This is a genomic window from Rhizobium indicum (assembly GCF_005862305.2).
In the GTDB taxonomy this organism is placed as follows: Bacteria; Pseudomonadota; Alphaproteobacteria; order Rhizobiales; family Rhizobiaceae; genus Rhizobium; species Rhizobium indicum.
On the sequence record NZ_CP054021.1, the window covers coordinates 129,525 to 147,238 of the forward strand.

Annotated in this window: 17 protein-coding genes; 6 read left to right on the forward strand and 11 right to left on the reverse strand. The window is 61.8% G+C overall.

The window, feature by feature from the left end:
* Window positions 1–22: 22 nt before the first annotated feature.
* The 3 genes from FFM53_RS00570 to FFM53_RS00580 form a co-directional block, all read right to left on the reverse strand.
* Window positions 23–748, reverse strand: a complete 726-nt coding sequence (locus FFM53_RS00570; protein WP_138389090.1) for a DUF2259 domain-containing protein — start codon at window positions 746–748, stop codon at window positions 23–25.
* Entirely contained in the window at window positions 745–1,422 is a 678-nt protein-coding gene (rpe, locus tag FFM53_RS00575; RefSeq protein ID WP_003559730.1) for a ribulose-phosphate 3-epimerase, read from the reverse strand. The genes FFM53_RS00570 and rpe overlap by 4 nt, the downstream gene beginning before the upstream one ends.
* Window positions 1,423–1,486: 64 nt before the next feature.
* Window positions 1,487–2,569, reverse strand: a complete 1,083-nt coding sequence (locus FFM53_RS00580) for an ABC transporter substrate-binding protein (protein WP_138389091.1) — start codon at window positions 2,567–2,569, stop codon at window positions 1,487–1,489.
* A 183-nt stretch (window positions 2,570–2,752) separates the two neighbouring features.
* Here FFM53_RS00580 and FFM53_RS00585 point away from each other — a divergent pair, with 183 nt between their 5' ends.
* Window positions 2,753–3,247, forward strand: a complete 495-nt coding sequence (locus FFM53_RS00585) for a flavin reductase (protein ID WP_029874227.1) — start codon at window positions 2,753–2,755, stop codon at window positions 3,245–3,247.
* A gap of 40 nt (window positions 3,248–3,287) precedes the next feature.
* Window positions 3,288–3,605 carry a TfoX/Sxy family protein gene (locus tag FFM53_RS00590; protein WP_003540033.1) on the forward strand — a complete coding sequence of 106 codons (318 nt, stop codon included), beginning with the start codon at window positions 3,288–3,290 and terminating at the stop codon, window positions 3,603–3,605.
* On the opposite strand, the gene FFM53_RS00595 is transcribed toward FFM53_RS00590, so the two are convergent.
* The 5 genes from FFM53_RS00595 to FFM53_RS00615 all read right to left on the reverse strand — a co-directional run bounded on the left by FFM53_RS00595 (window position 3,606) and on the right by FFM53_RS00615 (window position 8,462).
* Window positions 3,606–4,028: an NUDIX domain-containing protein gene (locus FFM53_RS00595; RefSeq protein ID WP_138329331.1), complete on the reverse strand. Its 423-nt coding sequence runs from the start codon at window positions 4,026–4,028 to the stop codon at window positions 3,606–3,608.
* Between the two features lie 8 nt (window positions 4,029–4,036).
* Window positions 4,037–5,602, reverse strand: a complete 1,566-nt coding sequence (locus tag FFM53_RS00600) for a DEAD/DEAH box helicase (protein ID WP_171598740.1) — start codon at window positions 5,600–5,602, stop codon at window positions 4,037–4,039.
* 138 nt (window positions 5,603–5,740) lie between these two features.
* Entirely contained in the window at window positions 5,741–7,060 is a 1,320-nt protein-coding gene (locus FFM53_RS00605; RefSeq protein ID WP_138329333.1) for a peptidoglycan DD-metalloendopeptidase family protein, read from the reverse strand.
* A 104-nt stretch (window positions 7,061–7,164) separates the two neighbouring features.
* Window positions 7,165–7,992 (reverse strand): ferritin-like domain-containing protein, encoded by an 828-nt coding sequence (locus FFM53_RS00610; RefSeq protein ID WP_138389093.1) that lies wholly within the window; start codon window positions 7,990–7,992, stop codon window positions 7,165–7,167.
* On the reverse strand, window positions 7,989–8,462 hold the full coding sequence (locus FFM53_RS00615; RefSeq protein WP_138329335.1) for a peroxiredoxin: 474 nt from the start codon (window positions 8,460–8,462) through the stop codon (window positions 7,989–7,991). The genes FFM53_RS00610 and FFM53_RS00615 overlap by 4 nt, the downstream gene beginning before the upstream one ends.
* 125 nt (window positions 8,463–8,587) lie before the next feature.
* On the opposite strand from FFM53_RS00615, the gene FFM53_RS00620 reads away from it, so the two are divergent.
* Together FFM53_RS00620 and FFM53_RS00625 are read left to right on the forward strand one after the other, a co-directional pair.
* Complete coding sequence (locus FFM53_RS00620; RefSeq protein WP_138389094.1) at window positions 8,588–11,986, forward strand: YhdP family protein; 3,399 nt, start codon at window positions 8,588–8,590, stop codon at window positions 11,984–11,986.
* Between the two features lie 222 nt (window positions 11,987–12,208).
* The gene (locus FFM53_RS00625) at window positions 12,209–12,529 is read left to right on the forward strand and encodes a hypothetical protein (protein WP_138330039.1); all 321 of its coding nucleotides are present in this window, start codon (window positions 12,209–12,211) and stop codon (window positions 12,527–12,529) included.
* A gap of 59 nt (window positions 12,530–12,588) precedes the next feature.
* Here FFM53_RS00625 and tyrS read toward each other — a convergent pair whose 3' ends face one another.
* Entirely contained in the window at window positions 12,589–13,845 is a 1,257-nt protein-coding gene (tyrS, locus tag FFM53_RS00630) for a tyrosine--tRNA ligase (protein ID WP_138329337.1), read from the reverse strand.
* 133 nt (window positions 13,846–13,978) lie between these two features.
* Between tyrS and FFM53_RS00635 the strand changes: the two genes are divergently transcribed.
* Complete coding sequence (locus FFM53_RS00635) at window positions 13,979–15,097, forward strand: anhydro-N-acetylmuramic acid kinase (protein WP_138389095.1); 1,119 nt, start codon at window positions 13,979–13,981, stop codon at window positions 15,095–15,097.
* Window positions 15,094–15,621, forward strand: coding sequence for a GNAT family N-acetyltransferase (locus FFM53_RS00640; protein WP_138389096.1), 528 nt, complete (start codon window positions 15,094–15,096; stop codon window positions 15,619–15,621). Before FFM53_RS00635 ends, FFM53_RS00640 begins: the two co-directional genes overlap by 4 nt.
* Here the strand turns inward: FFM53_RS00640 and FFM53_RS00645 are convergent.
* A complete protein-coding gene (locus FFM53_RS00645) occupies window positions 15,618–16,793 on the reverse strand; it encodes an acyltransferase family protein (RefSeq protein ID WP_017988451.1) in 1,176 nt (391 codons plus the stop codon). The two genes, FFM53_RS00640 and FFM53_RS00645, sit on opposite strands and share 4 nt — an antisense overlap.
* Before the next feature lie 143 nt (window positions 16,794–16,936).
* The gene (locus tag FFM53_RS00650; RefSeq protein ID WP_003540001.1) at window positions 16,937–17,614 is read right to left on the reverse strand and encodes an alpha/beta hydrolase; all 678 of its coding nucleotides are present in this window, start codon (window positions 17,612–17,614) and stop codon (window positions 16,937–16,939) included.
* Window positions 17,615–17,714: the final 100 nt, after the last annotated feature.

Genomic DNA, 17,714 nt, shown 5'->3' on the forward strand with positions numbered 1-17,714 from the left:
TCCGTCCTCGGGCGATCCATGTTCAGGGATGAACCGGAACGGCGATCCAGCGTCCGTTCCTGTCGGCATCGAAGGCCAGGACGAGGGCGATGTGAACCTGGTTTCCGCCTTCCGGCTGATAGACCACGGCGCCGCCGATCCGGTATTCGACGGAACATACGCGCTCGGCCGGAACTGCGGTGGCCTGGCGCGCCGCCTGCCGGTTCGGAGCGCCTTCCTTCTCGATCATCTGCAGGCTGAAGCCGATGACCCGCTTGTCGACTGCAGCGCAATCCTTCGGCGTTGGTACCGGCATCTCGCCGAGCGAGAGCGTATAGGGCGATTTCGGCGGGCCGTCGGTCGCAAGTGTCGTGTAGCGGATCGTCTTCGAAGGGGAGCCGAGTTCGGTCGGCGGATTGAAGGCGGCGATCAGGCCGGGATTGGTCAGGAGATCGTATTTGTCCATCTGGCTGCGCGCCGCCGTCAGGTTCTGCCGCCGCGCCTTGGAAAGATTGGCATCCTTGTCGGTCAGCTCCGTGTGGAAGGGCGTGCCCTCGAGATAGTGGCCGTCTTCAGTATCGATGAAATAGGTGTTGGAGTAGGGAAGGTTGCCGCTCTCCTGGATGCCGAACTCCTGAAATCCGAAGACCTTGCCGTCGGCGGAAAAGCCGATCGGCTGGATATTGGCGATGTCGCCGGCAAGCGACAGGCCGGGCAGGCCGGCAAATGCGACGGCAAGCATGCCACCGATAATCAGACGTTTCTTCATGCTCGTGCCCCTTCGGCTGCCTGACGCAGATCGGCGACAGTCCGGCGATAATCCTCGACCGTATCGCCCTTGAAAATTGCCGAGCCGGCGACGAGAACGTTGCCGCCCGCCCGCGCGATATCAGGCGCCGTTTCCACCGTGACGCCGCCGTCGACCTCGAGCTCGATCGGCCGATCACCGATCAGTGACTTCGCCGCCGCGATCTTCTTCGCCATCGCCGGAATGAACTTCTGCCCACCGAAGCCGGGATTGACCGACATGATCAGGATGAGATCGACATCGTCGAGCACGTTCTCGATGGCGCTGAGCGGTGTCGCCGGATTGATCGTCACCCCGACCTTCTTGCCGAGATTGCGGATAGTCTGCAGCGAGCGGTGCAGATGCGGTCCGGCTTCGGCATGGACGGTGATACGGTCACAGCCGGCCTTGGCGAAGGCTTCGAGATAGTCGTCGACCGGGGAGATCATCAGGTGGCAGTCGAAGGTGGCTGACGTATAGGAGCGCAGCGACTTGATGACATCGGGGCCGAAGGAGATGTTCGGCACGAAATGGCCGTCCATCACGTCGAGATGGATCCAGTCGGCGCCGGCGGCCGTCACGTCGCGGACCTCCTCGCCGAGCCTGGCGAAATCCGCCGCGAGGATCGAGGGGGCAATGCGAATGGGCAGCGTCATCAAATCTTACTCCGTATGGGCCGCCATTTGAGCGCGGGGCCCGAATTCAAGGCTGGCGCGCCGCTCATTGCGTCGGCGCGGCAGGTGGAAAAAAGCCGTTGCCCCGCCATTCGAGCAGGCGGTAGGGATTTTGCGAAAGTTCATGCGCGCCGGTGAAGGCGATAGCGCCGACCGGCGTCTGGAATGTCGTGCCGAGAAGCGTCTCCTGGAGGGGCTTGCCCGCCGCAGCGGCGGCTTGTCCCGCCTGGCCGGCAATGAGGGCGGCGGCCAGCGACGGCAGGACATAACCTTCCGGCTCGATGCCTTTGGCGCGCAGCGCGTCGGCCGCAGCCGTGCCTTCCGGCAGGATGGCGGATTCGGGCAGGGCGACGGCGCGTACGCCTGAATCAAGCGGCAGCGGCTGGTCGGCAGCGCGCATGGCATCGCCGCCGAGGATGGAGAGCTGGATGTTCTCGGCCTTGGCGTCGCGGGCGATGACGGCGACGTCGTTGCGGTCGCCGCCGATGAAGACCCTGGTGGCGCCGGCCCGTTTCAGGCGGCGGACGAGGGCAATCTGCTGTTCCTGTCCCGGCCGGTAGGTATCGGTAAAGACTGGCTTCAGGCCGTTCTGCTCCAGCGCATTGCGCACCGCTTCCGTCAGTTCGCGGCCATGAATGGTGCCGTCCTCGATCAGGGCGATCGGATCGGCGGCCCAGTCCTTCAGGATCACCTCGATGACCTTTGCCGCCTCGGCACCGTCGGCGGGCGCCGCGCGGAAAAGCGGCCAGCCGTTCTTCAACGCATCCTCCATGAGGATGTGGGAGCGCACGGAGACGGTGATCGCGGGGATATTGGCATCCTTCAGCTTCGGCAGCGCGTCTTCCAGCGTCTCGCTGCAGAGAAAGCCGACCGCGACCTGCACCTTGGCATTGACAAGCGCATCGGCGACCGCGGCACCACTATTCTCCTCGCAGGTCTCGTTGATGGCGACGAGAGTATTTCCGGACTGCTGGATCTCGAAACCGGCGCCGGCGGCAATCTGGGCGCCGAGGAGGGCGAGCGGGCCGTTCTGAGGGGCGACGACGCCGATCGTCACGCCGGCCGCATGGCTTTCAGCCGCCGCTCCCAGCAGCGCCAGAAAGGCTGCTATGCCACGCAGGTTGATCATGAAAGGCGGAGATCCCTAGCCATCGTCCATGCCCTTTTATCCGCAAGGCCGCGATCGTCAAAGAAAAACAAGCGCAACACAGCGCTTTTCACCGGTCCTATTGTAGAAAAGGTAACCGATGCTCGCCATATTGGCGCGATAGCAAGTCGATCCAGACAGAGTAAGCGCGTATGGGAGAAGCAGGTGTTGAACAGGCAGCATATCGACCCCGGCCTTTATCGCGATGCCATGAGCCGTTATGCCGGCCATGTGCAGCTCGTGACGACGGCAATGGGCGAGCTGCGCCGCGGCGTCACCATCACCGCCGCCTGCTCGGTCTCGGACAATCCGGCCTCGGTGCTGATCTGCCTCAACAACACCAATCCGAAGAACGAGATCTTCTTTCGCAGCGGCATCTTCGCGCTGAACACGCTCGGCGCCCACCACCAGGGCGTTGCCGATGCCTTTTCCGGGCGCACGTCGCTTGCCAATGACGACCGTTTCGCCAGCGCCCGTTTCGATATGCTTGCCACCGGTGCGCCCGTGCTGGCCGACGCACTTGCCGCCTTCGATTGCCGGGTGATCGATATCAAGGAAATGCCGACGCACAATGTCATCTTCGGCGAGGTCGCGGCTGTCCGCTTCAGCGAAAAACACCCGGCGCTCATCTATATGAACCGGGATTATCACGCGCTGTAATTGGAGCGCCGTGCGTCCTTGCATTTCGAGGGAATAAAGAATGGACAATGCCGGGATCGAGGAAATGTTTCAGGGGCTTGGCCCCGTCACGGTCAAGCGCATGTTCGGCGGCAAAGGCATCTATCATCTCGGGCGCATCATTGCGCTCGAAGTGCGCGACGAGATGCTGCTGAAAGCCGACGAGACGAGCGCTCCGGAATTTGCCGCTGCCGGCGCCACGCAATGGACCTATGAGGGCAAGAAGGGCAAGCCGGTAAAAATGCCCTATTGGTCGATCCCCGACGAGGCCTACGACGATCCCGATCTGATGGCGAAGTGGGTGAGGCTTGCCTATGAGGCGTCGCTTCGCGCCGAATAGTCAGCCGCGTTCAGCGGGCGACAAGGCTGCTATCGCAGCCTTGGTGAAGGCCGACAGTGGCTCGGGTAGATCCGTCAGCGGAAACCAGCCGAAATCCGAAAGCTTGTCCGGTTCGGTCAGTTGCGGCTCGCCCTCGACGTCGCGGGCGAGATAGAGGATCGAGATCCAGTGTTGGCGGTCGGCATCGATGATCTGTTCGGTCACGCTGATTCGTTCGATGCGGCCGATCGTCAGGCCGGTTTCCTCCTCGGCCTCACGGCGCGCGGCAGTCTCTGCCGGCTCCATATGATCGACCTTGCCGCCGACGATATTCCAATAGCCGGCTTCAGGTGGTCGCATGCGTTTGTAAAGAAGGATCCTGGCGTCGCGCAGAATCACCAGACCGACGCCGAGACCCGGAAAATCAATGCCGGGCCTGCCCATAGTAATGCTTAGACCTTGGCGCTGCCGGCGATCAGCATGAAGGCGGGGATATCGTCGCCGAAGCCGACCGGGGTCGGGCCGTCGTCGTGGTCGCGATGGCGGCGGCGGTCGCGGCTGTCATCGTTTGCCGGGTAAGGCCGACTATTGCGCGCGTTGTTCTGCGGCTTCTGCTCTGCTTTGCGCTCGTTCTTCACGATGTCGGCCTTTACTGGTGCTGCTTCGATCACGTCTACGCCATTATCCTGTATGTCGTTATCAGATTTATGACTCGCAGCGGCGCGATTGCCGCGTCCGCGTCCACGATCTTTGTCGCCATTCTCTCTCGGCGCACGATCTCGGCCTGCACCATCTCTGGCGCCACGTTCGCGGCTGTTGCGACGCGGGCGTTCGCTGTCCCTGCTGTCTTCTGCCGGCGGCGGCAGCGACGTCAGGTCGCCGCTCAGCCATTCGACCTTCTGGCCGATCAGCTTCTCGATGGCATCGACGAATTTGGTGTCGCGCTTGGTAACGAGCGTGAAGGCGGCACCCGAGCGGCCGGCACGGCCGGTGCGGCCGATGCGGTGGACGTAATCCTCGGAATGGATCGGCACGTCGAAATTGAAGACGTGGCTGACATCAGGGATATCGAGGCCGCGGGCGGCGACGTCGGAAGCGACCAGAAGCTGGAGATTGCCATCGCGGAAGCTCTGCAGCGTCATCGTGCGGGAACGCTGGTCCATATCGCCATGCAGGGCGCCGACCGAGAAGCCGTGACGCTCGAGCGACCGGAAGAGATCGGCGACATCCTTCTTGCGGTTGCAGAAGACGATAGCGTTCTTGAGCTCGGTCTGGGCGCGGACGAGTTCGCGCAGAACCGCTCGCTTCTCGTAATCCTTGCCGTGCGAAGCGACGAAGCGCTGCGTCACGGTCTCGGCAGCGGAAGCCGGCTTTGCGACCTCGATGCGCTCTGGATTCTGCAGGAAGCGGTCCGCGAGCTTCTGAATCTCCGACGGCATGGTTGCCGAGAAGAACAGAGTCTGGCGGGTGAACGGGATCATCTTGGCGATGCGTTCGATATCGGGGATGAAACCCATGTCGAGCATACGGTCGGCCTCGTCGATGACGAGGATCTCGACGCCGCTCATCAGGAGCTTGCCGCGCTCGAAATGGTCGAGCAGGCGGCCGGGGGTGCAGATCAGCACATCGGCGCCGCGCTCGAGCTTGCGGTCCTGGTCCTCGAAGGAAACGCCGCCGATCAGAAGGGCGACGTTGAGCCGGTGGTTCTTACCGTATTTCTCGAAATTCTCGGCGACCTGAGCGGCGAGTTCGCGCGTCGGCTCGAGAATCAGCGTGCGGGGCATGCGCGCACGCGCACGGCCCTTCTCCAGAAGCGACAGCATCGGCAAAACAAAGGATGCCGTCTTGCCAGTGCCGGTCTGCGCGATGCCGCAAATATCGCGGCGCTCGAGCGCAAACGGGATGGCGCCCGCCTGAATAGGCGTTGGGATCGTGTAGCCCGCGTCCGTAACAGCGGATAGCACTTTTTGGCTTAGGCCAAGGTCAGCAAATGTCGTCAAAGGGAAAACTGTTTCCATTCCGTTCGGCCGAGCTCTGAACGAGTCGGCGGGATTGCATGCCGCAATGCAGCGCGACATAGCCCCGAATGGCCGGCAAGTCAAGAAATAGAGACGCCGCACCCATTGCAGAGTGAAGCGTTGGTTACCGGGCAGGAGTTACTTGATATAGGTGGCGAGTTTAAGGCCGGCATTCATGAAATATACTGGATCGACGGCATGACCGTCCTGGCGCACTTCATAATGCAGGTGCGTGCCGGTCGAGCGGCCGGTGCTGCCGGCAAGGCCGATCACGTCGTTGCGGTCGACCGTGTCGCCGACCTTGACCAGAACCTCCGACATATGCCCGTAACGCGTCGAGATGCCGTTGCCGTGATCGACCTCGACCATGTTGCCGTAGCCGCCGGTCCAGCCGGCCGAAATCACCTTGCCGGGCGCCGTCGGGCGGATCCTTTCGCCCGGCGAAAAGCGGAAGTCGATGCCGGAATGGAGCGCGAGGCGGCCGAGGAAGGGATCACGGCGATTGCCGAAGGGGCTGGTCACATCCTTGCCGATAGCGGGATTGCGGAAGGGCAGGGATTCGGCAGTGCTGCGCACGGCTTCGAGCCGGGTCAGCACGCCGTCGAGCGCTGCCAGCGAATTGTTGAAGCCGTCGTTGCTTTCAGGCTCGACATAGGGGCCGCCGACGGCATCGTCGTCGTCTTTCCTGGCAGCGGTCTCGGGAATCGGAATCTTGAAGCGGGTCAGCACAGTCTCGATGGCGTTGGCGGCATTGCCGGCATCGCTCGTCAGCTGTTCGACACGGCTGCGTTGATCCTGTTCGACATCTTTGAGCGACAGCGTCACCTTGGAGAAGATGCGGTCGGCACGGTCGCCGACCGTGTCGGTGGCCGGCACATAGGCAAGCGTCGAATTGTCGGGCGTCGCATCGGCGGGCGCGCCGCTCGCCAGCTGTTTCTCGATTGCCTCGATGCCGCTACCGGAGAGCGAAGCGCGCTTGTCCTTGACATCGGGTGCATAGGACTGAACGGGCGAAGACGGCGCAGGCGGGGCGCCGTCCTTTTCCGTCAGGCCGGAGCTTTCGGCCCGGTCGAGCAGATTGTCGAGTTTGCCATGGCGCGAGGTCAGCGCCATCTGCTGCTCCATCAGCTTGTCGACCTTGTCTTCGACCACCTGCTGGTCGAGAAGCTGGCGGGAGGTGATGCGGTCGACCTGCGCGCGGAGGGCGGCGATGCGGTCTTCATAGTCGTGCTGCATGCGGGCCTGGCGGGCCATGGTGGCGCCGATCAGATCGTCGCGCAGCACGAGATAGGACGTGGCCAGCAGGTAGCCGATAGAGAAAACCCCGATGAAGCAGAAGGCAAGTGCTGCCATCCATGGCCGGACCGTCATATGGCGGACCTTGTCGCCGCTTGCGAGGATGAGGATATGTTCCTGCGCCCGCCTGCCGAATACCCGGTGCTGATGTCCGCTGTTCACGCAGGCTCTCCCGATTGATGCTCTACGCCTCTTTCGGAAATTAGACACCGTTATGGTTAATGAATGCTTTCATTGTCGCCGTCGCGTCATAAATTTCAGTGACTTCAAGCGTGGCTGATCGATGCGAGCGATCGGTAGAAGGACGGCGTCAGCCCGGCCTCGGCGCGGGCAAGGTCGTTGAAGGGCGGCTTTAGCGGTCCGCGGAAATTGGCGCGCACCAGCTCCTGGAAGGCCTTTGCCGGATCGCGCTTCTCGCGGGCGCAGAGGAAGCGGAACCATTTGGCGCCGACGGCGACATGGCCTTTCTCGTCATTGTAGATGACGTCGAGCACCGCTGCACTTTCGAGATCGCCTGTCTGGCGCATCTTCGCCTGCAGCGATGGTGTGACGTCGAGGCCGCGGGCTTCCAGAATCAGCGGTACGACGGCGAGCCTTGCCGTCAGGTCGTTGCGCGTCGAATGGGCTGCTTGCCAGAGCCCGTCATGGGCGGGCAGATCGCCGTAATCGGCGCCGAGATCGTTGAGCCTGGCGCGCACCATGCGGAAATGTTTCGCCTCCTCGAAGGCGACCAGCATCCAGCCGTCGAAAAAAGAATTCGGCACCTGCTCGGTCGCGAATCGCGCGACGATATCCAGCGCCAGATCGACGGCGTTGAGTTCGATATGGGCGATGGCGTGCAGCAGGGCGATCCGCCCTCTGAGCGTATGCAGCGAGCGCTTCTCCACCTGGGTCGGCGGCGTCAGCACCGGTTTCTCAGGACGGCCGGGCCTGTCGGGCAGGGCGGCATCGAGCGGCGAGCGCAGCGACACCCGGCGGGCGAACCAGCGGGTGGCGCTTTCCTGCGCAAGTGCCGTCTTGCGGTCGAGATCGGCGGAAGAGATCGCATCGATGGCGCCGCCGCGCAGCGAGGTTATCGTGAGATCCCCTATCACGCTGCCAGGTTCCTCACGGCCTCGAGCACGGTTTCGGCATGGCCCTGCACCTTCACCTTCTGCCAGATGGTGGCGATCGTGCCGTCATGGCGGATGAGGAAAGTGGTACGCTCGACGCCCATGAAGTTGCGGCCGTACATGCTCTTTTCCTTCCAGACGCCATAGGCCTGCAGCGTCGTCTTTTCCTCGTCCGAGGCGAGCGCCACCGAGAGACGGTGCTTCTTGATGAATTTGTCATGGCAGGCGGCCGAATCGGGCGACATGCCGATGATGGCAGCACCGGCCGCTTCGAACTCGGCTGCTAACGCGGTGAAAGCCAGTGATTCGGCGGTGCAGCCCGTCGTGTCATCCTTGGGATAGAAGAACAACACGAGCGGCTTGCCGTGGAATTCGGCCAGCGAAACGCGGCCGCCGCCGTCGCGGGGAAGGTTGAAATCAGGGGCCGAGACGCCGATGCCGGGAACCGCCATTGGGAAAACCTTTCTTTTGCCGGGTTTGTGGATGACACTTTCTCTCCCCGAATTATATAGTGGACGGATACCCGTCCAGCATGGCCGGGTTCAATTCTTCACTTAAAGGGAGAGCCCGAGGGCGCATGTCAGCCATCCGCGGCGAAAAGGTCACGTTTCGCAAGAAGGATATCGTTGCGCTGGACCGCTTGCCGTCCGCCCAGGCCGAGGATCCGATCATCGTTCATTGCCCGCCGCCGCGTTCGCCGATGCGCCGCACGGCGAAGCTGACCTGCGGATTTCTGGGGCTGATCCTCGTTATTCTCGCTGGCATCGTTTTCACCGTCGAGAGCGGCATGTTCGACAAGCCGCTGTCGCAGCAGGCTCAGGCGGCGCTGAATGGCGTGGCCGGACCGCGCTACCGTGCCGAGGTCGGCTCCACCGTCATCCGCTTCACCTCGGATTTTCGGCTGGCGCTGGAAGCGCGCAACGTCAACATGATCGACCAGGAGAGCGGCCAGCACCTGTCGACGACGGGTTCGGTGCGCCTGGGGCTCGATCCGCTGCAGCTTTTCCGCGGCCGCATCGCCGTCGCGGATATCGAAGCGGAGGATATCGCGCTCGATACCGCGCTTCTGCCCTCCGGCAATGCCGTCAAGCTCGACGATCTGCGCATCGACGCCATGCCGGCGGCGATGGAGAAGATCTTCTCGCAGTTCGACATGTTCGACAGCATCGTGACGCGCGGCTCGACCAATTCGGTGCGCATCTCCGGCATCGACATCAAGCTTGCCGATACCGCCAACGGTCCGCTGTCGCTCGTCATCGACAATCTCGTCTTTGCCCATGCCGGCCCGTCCTCGCTGCAATTGACCGGCGAAGTCGCGCTCAACGGCGAAGTGGCGGAGCTCGACGTGCTGGCCGACAAGGAAGACGGCCACGTGTCCAAGGTCGTGGCGACGCTCAAGCATGCCGACCTCACGCCTTTCGCGCTGAAACGCAACGATCAGGGCATGATCCGGCAAGGACTGAGTGCCTTTGCCGATCTGACAGTGTCGGCCACCCGAGCGCGCGATGGCGTGCAGCCGGCGCTGGCGGCGACGATCGACATCAATCCTGGCCAGATCTATGCGGATGGCGATCCGCAGGAGTTGTCGGGCGGGCAAATCAATCTCGTCTATGATTTCACCAAGCAGACGCTCGAGATCGCCCGATCGAACGCCCGGTTCGGCGCGACCACGCTTCCCATCAACGGCGCGCTGATCGATCTCGACAAACTCGACCCGCAGGCCGGCAAAGGCTTCGGTATCGACCTGCTCGTCAGCGGCGGCACGGCAGCCCCCGGCGGCTCCGGCGAGCCGCCGCTTTCCTTCGACATCCAGGCGACAGGGCGCTACATGGTCGCCGGCCGCGAATTCCAGTTTCCCAACATGACCGTCTCCAGCTCGCTCGGCGCGCTCTACGGATCGCTGCACGTCAAGCTCGGCGACAAGTCCCCGGAAATCAGCTTCGCCGGCCAGTCGGCGCAGCTGCAGACGACAGCGATCAAGCAGCTCTGGCCGTTCTGGATGGCGCCCAAGGTGCGCACCTGGGTGCACGGCAATCTCTTTGGCGGCACCGTCACCAACGCTACCATATCCGTCTTCATTCCTTTCGGCAGGCTGGACGAGGCAGCCGGCGGCAAGGGCCTGAAGCTCGACGCCAACCAGATCCGCATCGGCTTCGACATTGCAGAGGCGCGGATGAACGTCGCCGGCGACATTCCGCCGATCCGCGACACGTCAGCACATTTCGACCTGACCGGTCCGGTTGCGACGATCGCGATCAAGAGCGGCACCTCCTATTTCCCCTCCGGCCGGTCCGTCGGTCTCGGGCAGGGGACGTTCATTCTGCCCGCCACCTACGATAAACCGCTGATGGCCGATATCGATCTCGCGGTCTCAGGGGCGGCGGACGCTGTCGGCGAGCTTCTGACCTACCGGCCGATCCGGGTGCTGCAGCGCGCCGGCTTTACGCCCGATGACCTCAAGGGCCGGATCGAGGCGCATGTGAAGGCTCATTTCGGCCTGCTCTCCTCGCAAAACCCGCCGCCTGCCGAATGGACGGCGGCAATGAAGCTCACCGATATCGATCTTGCCAAGCCGTTTTCCGGCAGGATGATCAGCAATCTCGACGGCACGCTGAACGGCAATCCGAAGCGGATCACGCTCGATGCCAAAGCCCAGATCGACGGTGTCCCGGCCGATATCGATCTTACCGAACCGGTCGAGGCATCCGACACAGCGGCCAAACAACGGGTGATCACCGCGACCCTTTCCGAGGACCAGCGCAACAAGCTGATACCCGGCCTTTCTGGCATCGTCGGCGGCAGCGTGAAGATGGTGCTGACGCGGATCGACGACGACCGGCAGGACGTCCAGCTCGACCTCACCAGGTCGCTGCTCGAACTGCCGTGGATCGGCTGGGCGAAGGGCAGCGGCATTGCCGCCACGGCCGAATTCGAAACATCAGGCCCGGCCGACAATACCCAGATCAAGAACTTTCGATTGAAGGGCGACGGTTTCGGCGCCAACGGATCGCTGAACATTGGCAAAGGCGGGCTGATCTCGGCCGATTTCGACAGCGTCAAGCTCTCCTCGCTCGACGATTTCGCCCTGTCGGTGAAACGCAGCAAAGGCAATTTCGACGTCTCGGTCTCCGGCGACAGCGCCGATGCGCGGCCGGTCATCCAGCGGTTGAAATCAGGCTCGGACGGTGATGGTGATGGGGATGCCGGCGACACCGGCGTATCGGTGCGCGCCAGGCTGAAAAACGTCATCGGCTTCAACGACGAGAAGGTCGGCAATTTTCAGGCGCAAATATCACTGCGCGGCGACAAGCTGCAGGCGCTTAATTTTTCCGCCGTTACCGACAGCGGCGAGGCCGTGGTCAGCCAGATGAAGGACGGCGGCGTCATCAACATCACCAGCGGCGATGCCGGCGCGGTTTCGCGTTTCGCCGATCTCTACCAGCACATGCAGGGCGGCCTGCTCAATCTGGCGATCCGGCTGGGGGCGGAGGGCGGCTGGGACGGCTCGCTCGACGTGCGCCGCTTCGCGATCGTCAACGAACAACGCCTGCGGTCGATCGTTTCGACGCCGGTCGGAAGTGAGCAGCGCAGCCTCAACGAAGCGGTCAAGCGCGACATCGATACCTCGTCGCAGCGCTTCCAGCGCGGCTTTGCCCGTGTCGTCTCGCGCAACGGCATGGTCGGCATCGAGAACGGCGTGCTGCGCGGCGACCAGATCGGCGCAACCTTCCAGGGCATCGTGCGCGACCGCAAGGGCAACATGGACATGACCGGCACCTTCATGCCGGCCTACGGCCTCAACCGCCTCTTCGCCGAACTGCCGCTGATCGGCGTCATCCTCGGCAATGGCAGCGACCGCGGCCTGATCGGCATTACCTTCAAGCTGACAGGCAAGTTCGACCAGCCGAACCTGCAGATCAATCCGCTGTCGATCATCGCGCCTGGTGTTTTCCGGCAGATCTTCGAATTCCAGTGAGGCGGGGGAAGCCGGGAGGTCGCAGATCCCGGCAGGTGCAAAAGGTTCCGACAAATCGTCCGGTGTGTGACTTGTTGCCGGATCGCAGCAGAGAAAAGCGCAGGTTCGTCCTCGGCAAGGCCAATTCCGACCTATCCTGACCAGTCCGACATTGATGCTTTGCCTATTTTAGGTAAACCTGATGTACTGTATTGTCCCGGCCAGCAAGCAACGGCTGGTGCAATGTCGGAGGATGCCATGCAGTGCGCCCGGACAGTTTCTTTCGCATCGGCCGCCGTGCTCGCAGTCACGATTGGCGACGCCTCGCTTTCTGCGGAAAAGAGCGTGCGGCTGAAATCGCAAGAGGCGGTCATCCGTTCCGACCACGTCCTGATGGTTCCTCTGGACGCAATGATGACGCCGCCGATCTTCTCGATCAGCTGGTGGTCGCGGGTGAAGCCCGCTTCTAGCGTTGATCCGCCGGGCTATCTTCTTAGGAGACCAGACGAGATGACGAAGAATACCGGCGGGGAGCTGAATGATCTTGCCCGCCGACCCGAATAGTGAGGCAAAGAAAAGCCGGCGCGGGCGCCGGCTTTGATATCGGTTCGGAATTGAAGTCCTTACGCCGCGCGGCGGATCAGGATGTGCTTCTTCTTGCCGAGCGAGAGCTTGATGACGCCGTCAGCGGTGATTTCGCCGCTGCCGATCATCTTGCGTTCGTCGCTGACCGCCTCGTCGTTGATGCGGACCGCGCCCCCCTGGACGTGACGGCGGGCTTCGCCGTTCGACGAGGCAAGGCCGGCACGAACGATCAGCGACAGCAGGCCGATGCCGCCGTCGAGTTCGGTGGCAGGGATATCGACCGAGGGCAGGTTCTCCGAGAGGCTGCCTTCCTCGAAGGTTTTGCGCGCGGTTTCAGCGGCCTGCTCGGCGGCCGTGCGGCCGTGCAGGATCGCGGTAACCTCAGTTGCCAGGAGCTTCTTGACCTCGTTCAGCTCCGAACCACCGATCGCCGACAGCCTTGTGATTTCATCCATGGGCAACGTGGTGAAAAGCTTGAGGAAGCGCGGCACATCAGCGTCCTCGGTATTGCGCCAATATTGCCAGAAGTCATAGACAGGCAGCAGATCGGCATTCAGCCAGACTGCACCGGAAGCCGATTTGCCCATCTTAGCGCCGGACGACGTCGTCAACAACGGCGATGTCAGCGCATAGAGCTGCTGTGTCCCCATGCGGTGACCGAGATCGATACCGTTGACGATATTGCCCCACTGGTCCGAACCGCCCATCTGCAGGCGGCAATCGTAGCGCTTGGCAAGCTCGACGAAATCGTAGGCCTGCAGGATCATGTAGTTGAATTCCAGGAAGGACAACGACTGTTCGCGGTCAAGGCGCGTCTTCACACTGTCAAAAGACAGCATGCGGTTAACCGAGAAATGGCGGCCGACATCGCGCAGGAACTCCAGATAATTCAATGAGCGCAGCCACTCGGCGTTGTTGATCATCAGCGCGGCGGTGGCAGGCCTCTCATAATCGAGGTAGTTCGAGAAGCAGGTTTTGATCGAGGCGATATTCTGCTCGATCGTCTCGATCGTCATCAGCTTACGCGCCTCCTCCTTGAAAGAGGGATCGCCGACCATACCGGTGCCGCCGCCCATCAGCGAAATCGGGCGGTGGCCCGTCGCCTGCAGCCAATGCAGCATCATGATCTGTGTCAGGTGGCCGACGTGAAGACTGGATGCCGTCGGGTCGTAGCCGATATAGGCCGTCACGGTTTCCTTGGCGAACAGGTCGTCGAGGCCGCTTTCATCGGAGATCTGATGAATGAAGCCGCGCTCTTTCAGCGTGCGGAGGAAATCGGACTTGAACTCGGACATAGGTTTCGTCTCTTGGTGTCTGCTCCGCACCCCATGGGGGCTTGGCGCAAGTTCGTTGTTGTTGATCTGTCGCGGCGCGTTTAGCACTGTTTTTATAAAAGTGCATCCGGGAATCGCATGGGAGGCAAGCCTCATGGATGTCATCAGGACCGCGATCGGGCTGATGAGCGGCACGTCGATGGACGGAATCGACGTCGCGTTGATCAGGACCGACGGCCGCGGCTTCATCGAGCGCGGGCCGTTCATGGGCGTGCCCTATGATCCGGATTTTCGCGGGCAGCTCAAACGGGCGCTGGAACTGTCGCGTCCACTGACCGACAGGAGCGAACGACCCGCTGAGCTTCGCGAGATCGAGCTTGAACTCACCTGGCGGCATGCAATTGCCGTTACGGCATTCATGGAGCGTTTCGGGCTTTCTGCCGATGCCGTCGATGTTCTCGGCTTCCATGGCCAGACGGTGCTTCATCACCCTGATGAGGGATTGACGATCCAGATTGGCGACGGCGGGGAACTGGCGAAGAGAACCGGCATATCGGTGGTCTACGACATGCGCGCCAACGATATGGTTCATGGCGGGCAGGGCGCGCCGCTGGTGCCGGCCTATCACGCAGCACTTGCGGGAAAATTCCAGCAGGCGGGACAGGCAGTGTGCTTCGTCAATATCGGCGGCATCTCCAATCTCACCTTTATCGGCACCGACGGACGGATATCGGCGTTCGACAGCGGTCCGGGCAATACGCTGATCGACCAGTGGGTGGAGATGCAGACCGGTAAAACCTATGACCCCAGCGGCGAGATCGGTGGGCGCGGAAAGGTCGTGGCCAGCCTGGCGGAACGCTATCTGCAAAGCCCGTTCTTCCGCGGCAATATTCGCCGGTCGCTGGACCGCGGCGATTTTGCACCGCTTCAGCCCGAGGAAGCGAGCCTTGAAGACGGCGCCCGGACGCTCGCGCATGTCGCCGCCGCCTCGATCATCAAATCCGCCAGTTTCCTGCCGGAGACCCCAGCGATCTATATCGTCTGCGGCGGCGGGCGGCTGAACGCCACTCTGATGGCAGAGTTCTCAGTCATGGCCGAAAGGCTGGGCTCGAGGGTGCTGACGGCGGAGGAGCCGGGCTTCGACGGCGATGCGATGGAAGCCGAGGCCTGGGCCTATCTCGCCGTCCGGTCGCTGGACGGACTGCCGCTGACATTCCCCGGCACGACGGGAGTCGACGCTCCCGTCAGCGGCGGGGTGCTGGCGACGCCATGAGAGAGCAGCGGGTCATGCTGAAGACGCCACGGCTTACCTTCGTCATGTGGGACGAAGGCGATGGGACCCTGGTGCAACAGCTGCATTCGACGATGGCGACGACCCGATATTTGTCCGGCAACGTGCCGTGGAGCCTCCAAAAGGCTGAGGAACGGCTGCGCGGCTGGTTCGAGGAACAGGCGCGCGACGGCACGACCAAATACAAGCTCCTCGCCGAGGACGGTCGATTTGTCGGCCGTGCGGGGATTTCAAAGTTCAGGAACGAGCAATTCGAACTCGGCTATTCCCTGCGCGAGGAGGCGTGGGGCAGGGGCCTGGCAACGGAAGCGGCGAGTGCGCTTGCCGACTGGTTCTTCGAAAGGAAGTTTGCATCGGGCTTCATCGCCTTCACGCATCCCGAAAACATCGCCTCGCAACGCGTCCTCAGAAAGATCGGCATGCGCGAACGCGCGCCGATCCTGATCGATGGAGTGCTGGACACGGTTTTCGGACTGACCGCCGATATGCGGCCGGCAAAGCTCTAACTCTTGACGGCGACCGGTCGGACATGGGATTCGCGCCCAGCCTGATTGCCATCCTCGACGCCCCTGACCTGGGCGATGAATGAGAATTTCTTGCGAAGGCCGAGGATCGGCTTCTCGATGAAATGCCAGGACAGCACCGCAACGGCGAGAGCCGATGGCAGGCCGACGAGATAGAGCGCCAGCGCACCATATTTCGGATAGAGAAAAACCGACGGGAACGAGCTGATCCAGATCTGTAAAAACGGGTCGTGATAAAGATAGACGCCGTAGGAATAGTCGCCTTTCCTGAAAAAGGCCGGGATGGGCACCTCGGACAGGCCGACGAAGACGGTGATGTAAACAAGAGAGGTGATGACCAAGGGCCGGTTGAGCACCGACTCCGTCGCTCGGCTGTCCAGGGTGAGGATGGCGACGATGCAGACCAGGCAGGCAGCGCCGAATATCCAGCGGGAATGCGGAATGACTGCCCTGAACTGAAAGGCGACGATGCCCATCATGAAGGCCGTTATCAGTTGGGAGCCTCGGCTCATGAACAGGAAGCGCGCGATCGGCTTGATCGAGCCCGGCAACAGGTAGGGCATCTTCTGCACGATAAGGCCGATGACGATGTAGGCGATCGTCACCGCCAGCAGCTTGTAGCGCGTTTTCACAATGGCGGTGATCATCAGGAACGACATGATGATGTAGCAGAAGATTTCCCAGGGAACCGTCCACAGAGCGCCGTTGACACGCTGGCTCGGATTATCCTGGAAAACGCCCGGAAGCTCGTAATGAATCCAGCCGACGATATTCAGGAAGTATTTGAAAAACCGCTGATCGGTAAAATATTCGGAATGATAGACGACCGTGATGATCGGTCCGATGATCAGCGAACAAACGACGATATCGACGGCAAGCGCTGGGACGATGCGCAAGCCTCGGTTGATCAGGAAATTCCGGAGGCTCAGGCGCTGTGCACTGCCGGCGATCAGAAATCCGCTCAAAGCGAAGAACATCGGAACAAGAGCGTATTCAGTGAACCAGAATACTGACCCCCTGATGAAGTCATTGTTGTCGGTTAACAAAAAGGAATGGGTCAATACGATGGAAAAGGCGAGCCCTATTCGAAGAAAATCGAACCCCGGACCAATTCCCCTATACTTATCGAGGACTTCCCCGAACGACTTGGTCATTGCGGACCTCGCTTTTGTTAGGATCGCGAGGACCCTACCGCACTGCAACATGGATTGCAACACGATAGGTGGTCTGTTCCGGCACAGCCGGCCCGGTTGTGTTCCGGACCGTCATGGCATCGATAAGGCTGAGATTTGTGGTGTCAGCGAATCCGCTTGGCGGCCGGTTCCGGCACCAGTTCGCCGTTGAGGCGGCGGTCGAGATAATCCTCGCATTCGCCCATCAGCGTTTCCACCTGACCGTTGAAGAAGTGGTTGGCGTTGGCGACGGTGCGATGGGTAATCAGGATGCCCTTCTGGGTCTTCAGCTTCTCCACAAGGCCGTTCACATCCTTCTCAGGCGCCACCTTGTCCGCCTCGCCGTTGATGATCAGGCCGGAGGAGGGGCAGGGCGCCAGGAAGGAGAAGTCGTAGGTGTTCGGCTGGGGCGAGATCGACATGAAGCCTTCGATTTCCGGCCGGCGCATCAGGAGCTGCATGCCGATCCAGGAGCCGAAGGAATAACCGGCGACCCAACAGGTCTTGGAATCAGGATGCAGGCTCTGCACCCAGTCGAGCGCCGAGGCGGCATCCGAGAGCTCGCCGGCGCCGTGGTCGAATTCGCCCTGGCTGCGGCCGATTCCCCGGAAATTGAAGCGCAGCGTCGTGAACCCGCGCTTCTGGAACATGTAGAAGAGCTGGTAGACGATCTGATTGTTCATCGTGCCGCCGAACTGCGGATGCGGATGCAGAATCAGGGCGATGGGCGCGCTTTTTTCCTTGGAGGGCTGGTAGCGGCCTTCAAGACGGCCGGCTGGGCCGTTGAAAATAACTTCGGGCATTGGTACTCCGGGTTTTATTTCGCGTTCGCGCTGCGTTGGATGACAACATGACTTGACTAGTGTTGTCAGCTTTTCTAAAACGCAGTTTAGAACAATTCGA

What these genes read in the sequence shown, in the direction of transcription:
- FFM53_RS00570 (WP_138389090.1), bottom strand. Translation starts at nt 748, where the DNA reads ATGAAGAAACGTCTGATTATCGGTGGCATGCTTGCCGTCGCATTTGCC.
- rpe (WP_003559730.1), bottom strand. Translation starts at nt 1,422, where the DNA reads ATGACGCTGCCCATTCGCATTGCCCCCTCGATCCTCGCGGCGGATTTC.
- FFM53_RS00580 (WP_138389091.1), bottom strand. Translation starts at nt 2,569, where the DNA reads ATGATCAACCTGCGTGGCATAGCAGCCTTTCTGGCGCTGCTGGGAGCG.
- FFM53_RS00590 (WP_003540033.1), top strand. Translation starts at nt 3,288, where the DNA reads ATGGACAATGCCGGGATCGAGGAAATGTTTCAGGGGCTTGGCCCCGTC.
- FFM53_RS00595 (WP_138329331.1), bottom strand. Translation starts at nt 4,028, where the DNA reads ATGGGCAGGCCCGGCATTGATTTTCCGGGTCTCGGCGTCGGTCTGGTG.
- FFM53_RS00600 (WP_171598740.1), bottom strand. Translation starts at nt 5,602, where the DNA reads ATGGAAACAGTTTTCCCTTTGACGACATTTGCTGACCTTGGCCTAAGC.
- FFM53_RS00615 (WP_138329335.1), bottom strand. Translation starts at nt 8,462, where the DNA reads ATGGCGGTTCCCGGCATCGGCGTCTCGGCCCCTGATTTCAACCTTCCC.
- FFM53_RS00620 (WP_138389094.1), top strand. Translation starts at nt 8,588, where the DNA reads ATGTCAGCCATCCGCGGCGAAAAGGTCACGTTTCGCAAGAAGGATATC.
- FFM53_RS00625 (WP_138330039.1), top strand. Translation starts at nt 12,209, where the DNA reads ATGTCGGAGGATGCCATGCAGTGCGCCCGGACAGTTTCTTTCGCATCG.
- tyrS (WP_138329337.1), bottom strand. Translation starts at nt 13,845, where the DNA reads ATGTCCGAGTTCAAGTCCGATTTCCTCCGCACGCTGAAAGAGCGCGGC.
- FFM53_RS00635 (WP_138389095.1), top strand. Translation starts at nt 13,979, where the DNA reads ATGGATGTCATCAGGACCGCGATCGGGCTGATGAGCGGCACGTCGATG.
- FFM53_RS00640 (WP_138389096.1), top strand. Translation starts at nt 15,094, where the DNA reads ATGAGAGAGCAGCGGGTCATGCTGAAGACGCCACGGCTTACCTTCGTC.
- FFM53_RS00645 (WP_017988451.1), bottom strand. Translation starts at nt 16,793, where the DNA reads ATGACCAAGTCGTTCGGGGAAGTCCTCGATAAGTATAGGGGAATTGGT.
- FFM53_RS00650 (WP_003540001.1), bottom strand. Translation starts at nt 17,614, where the DNA reads ATGCCCGAAGTTATTTTCAACGGCCCAGCCGGCCGTCTTGAAGGCCGC.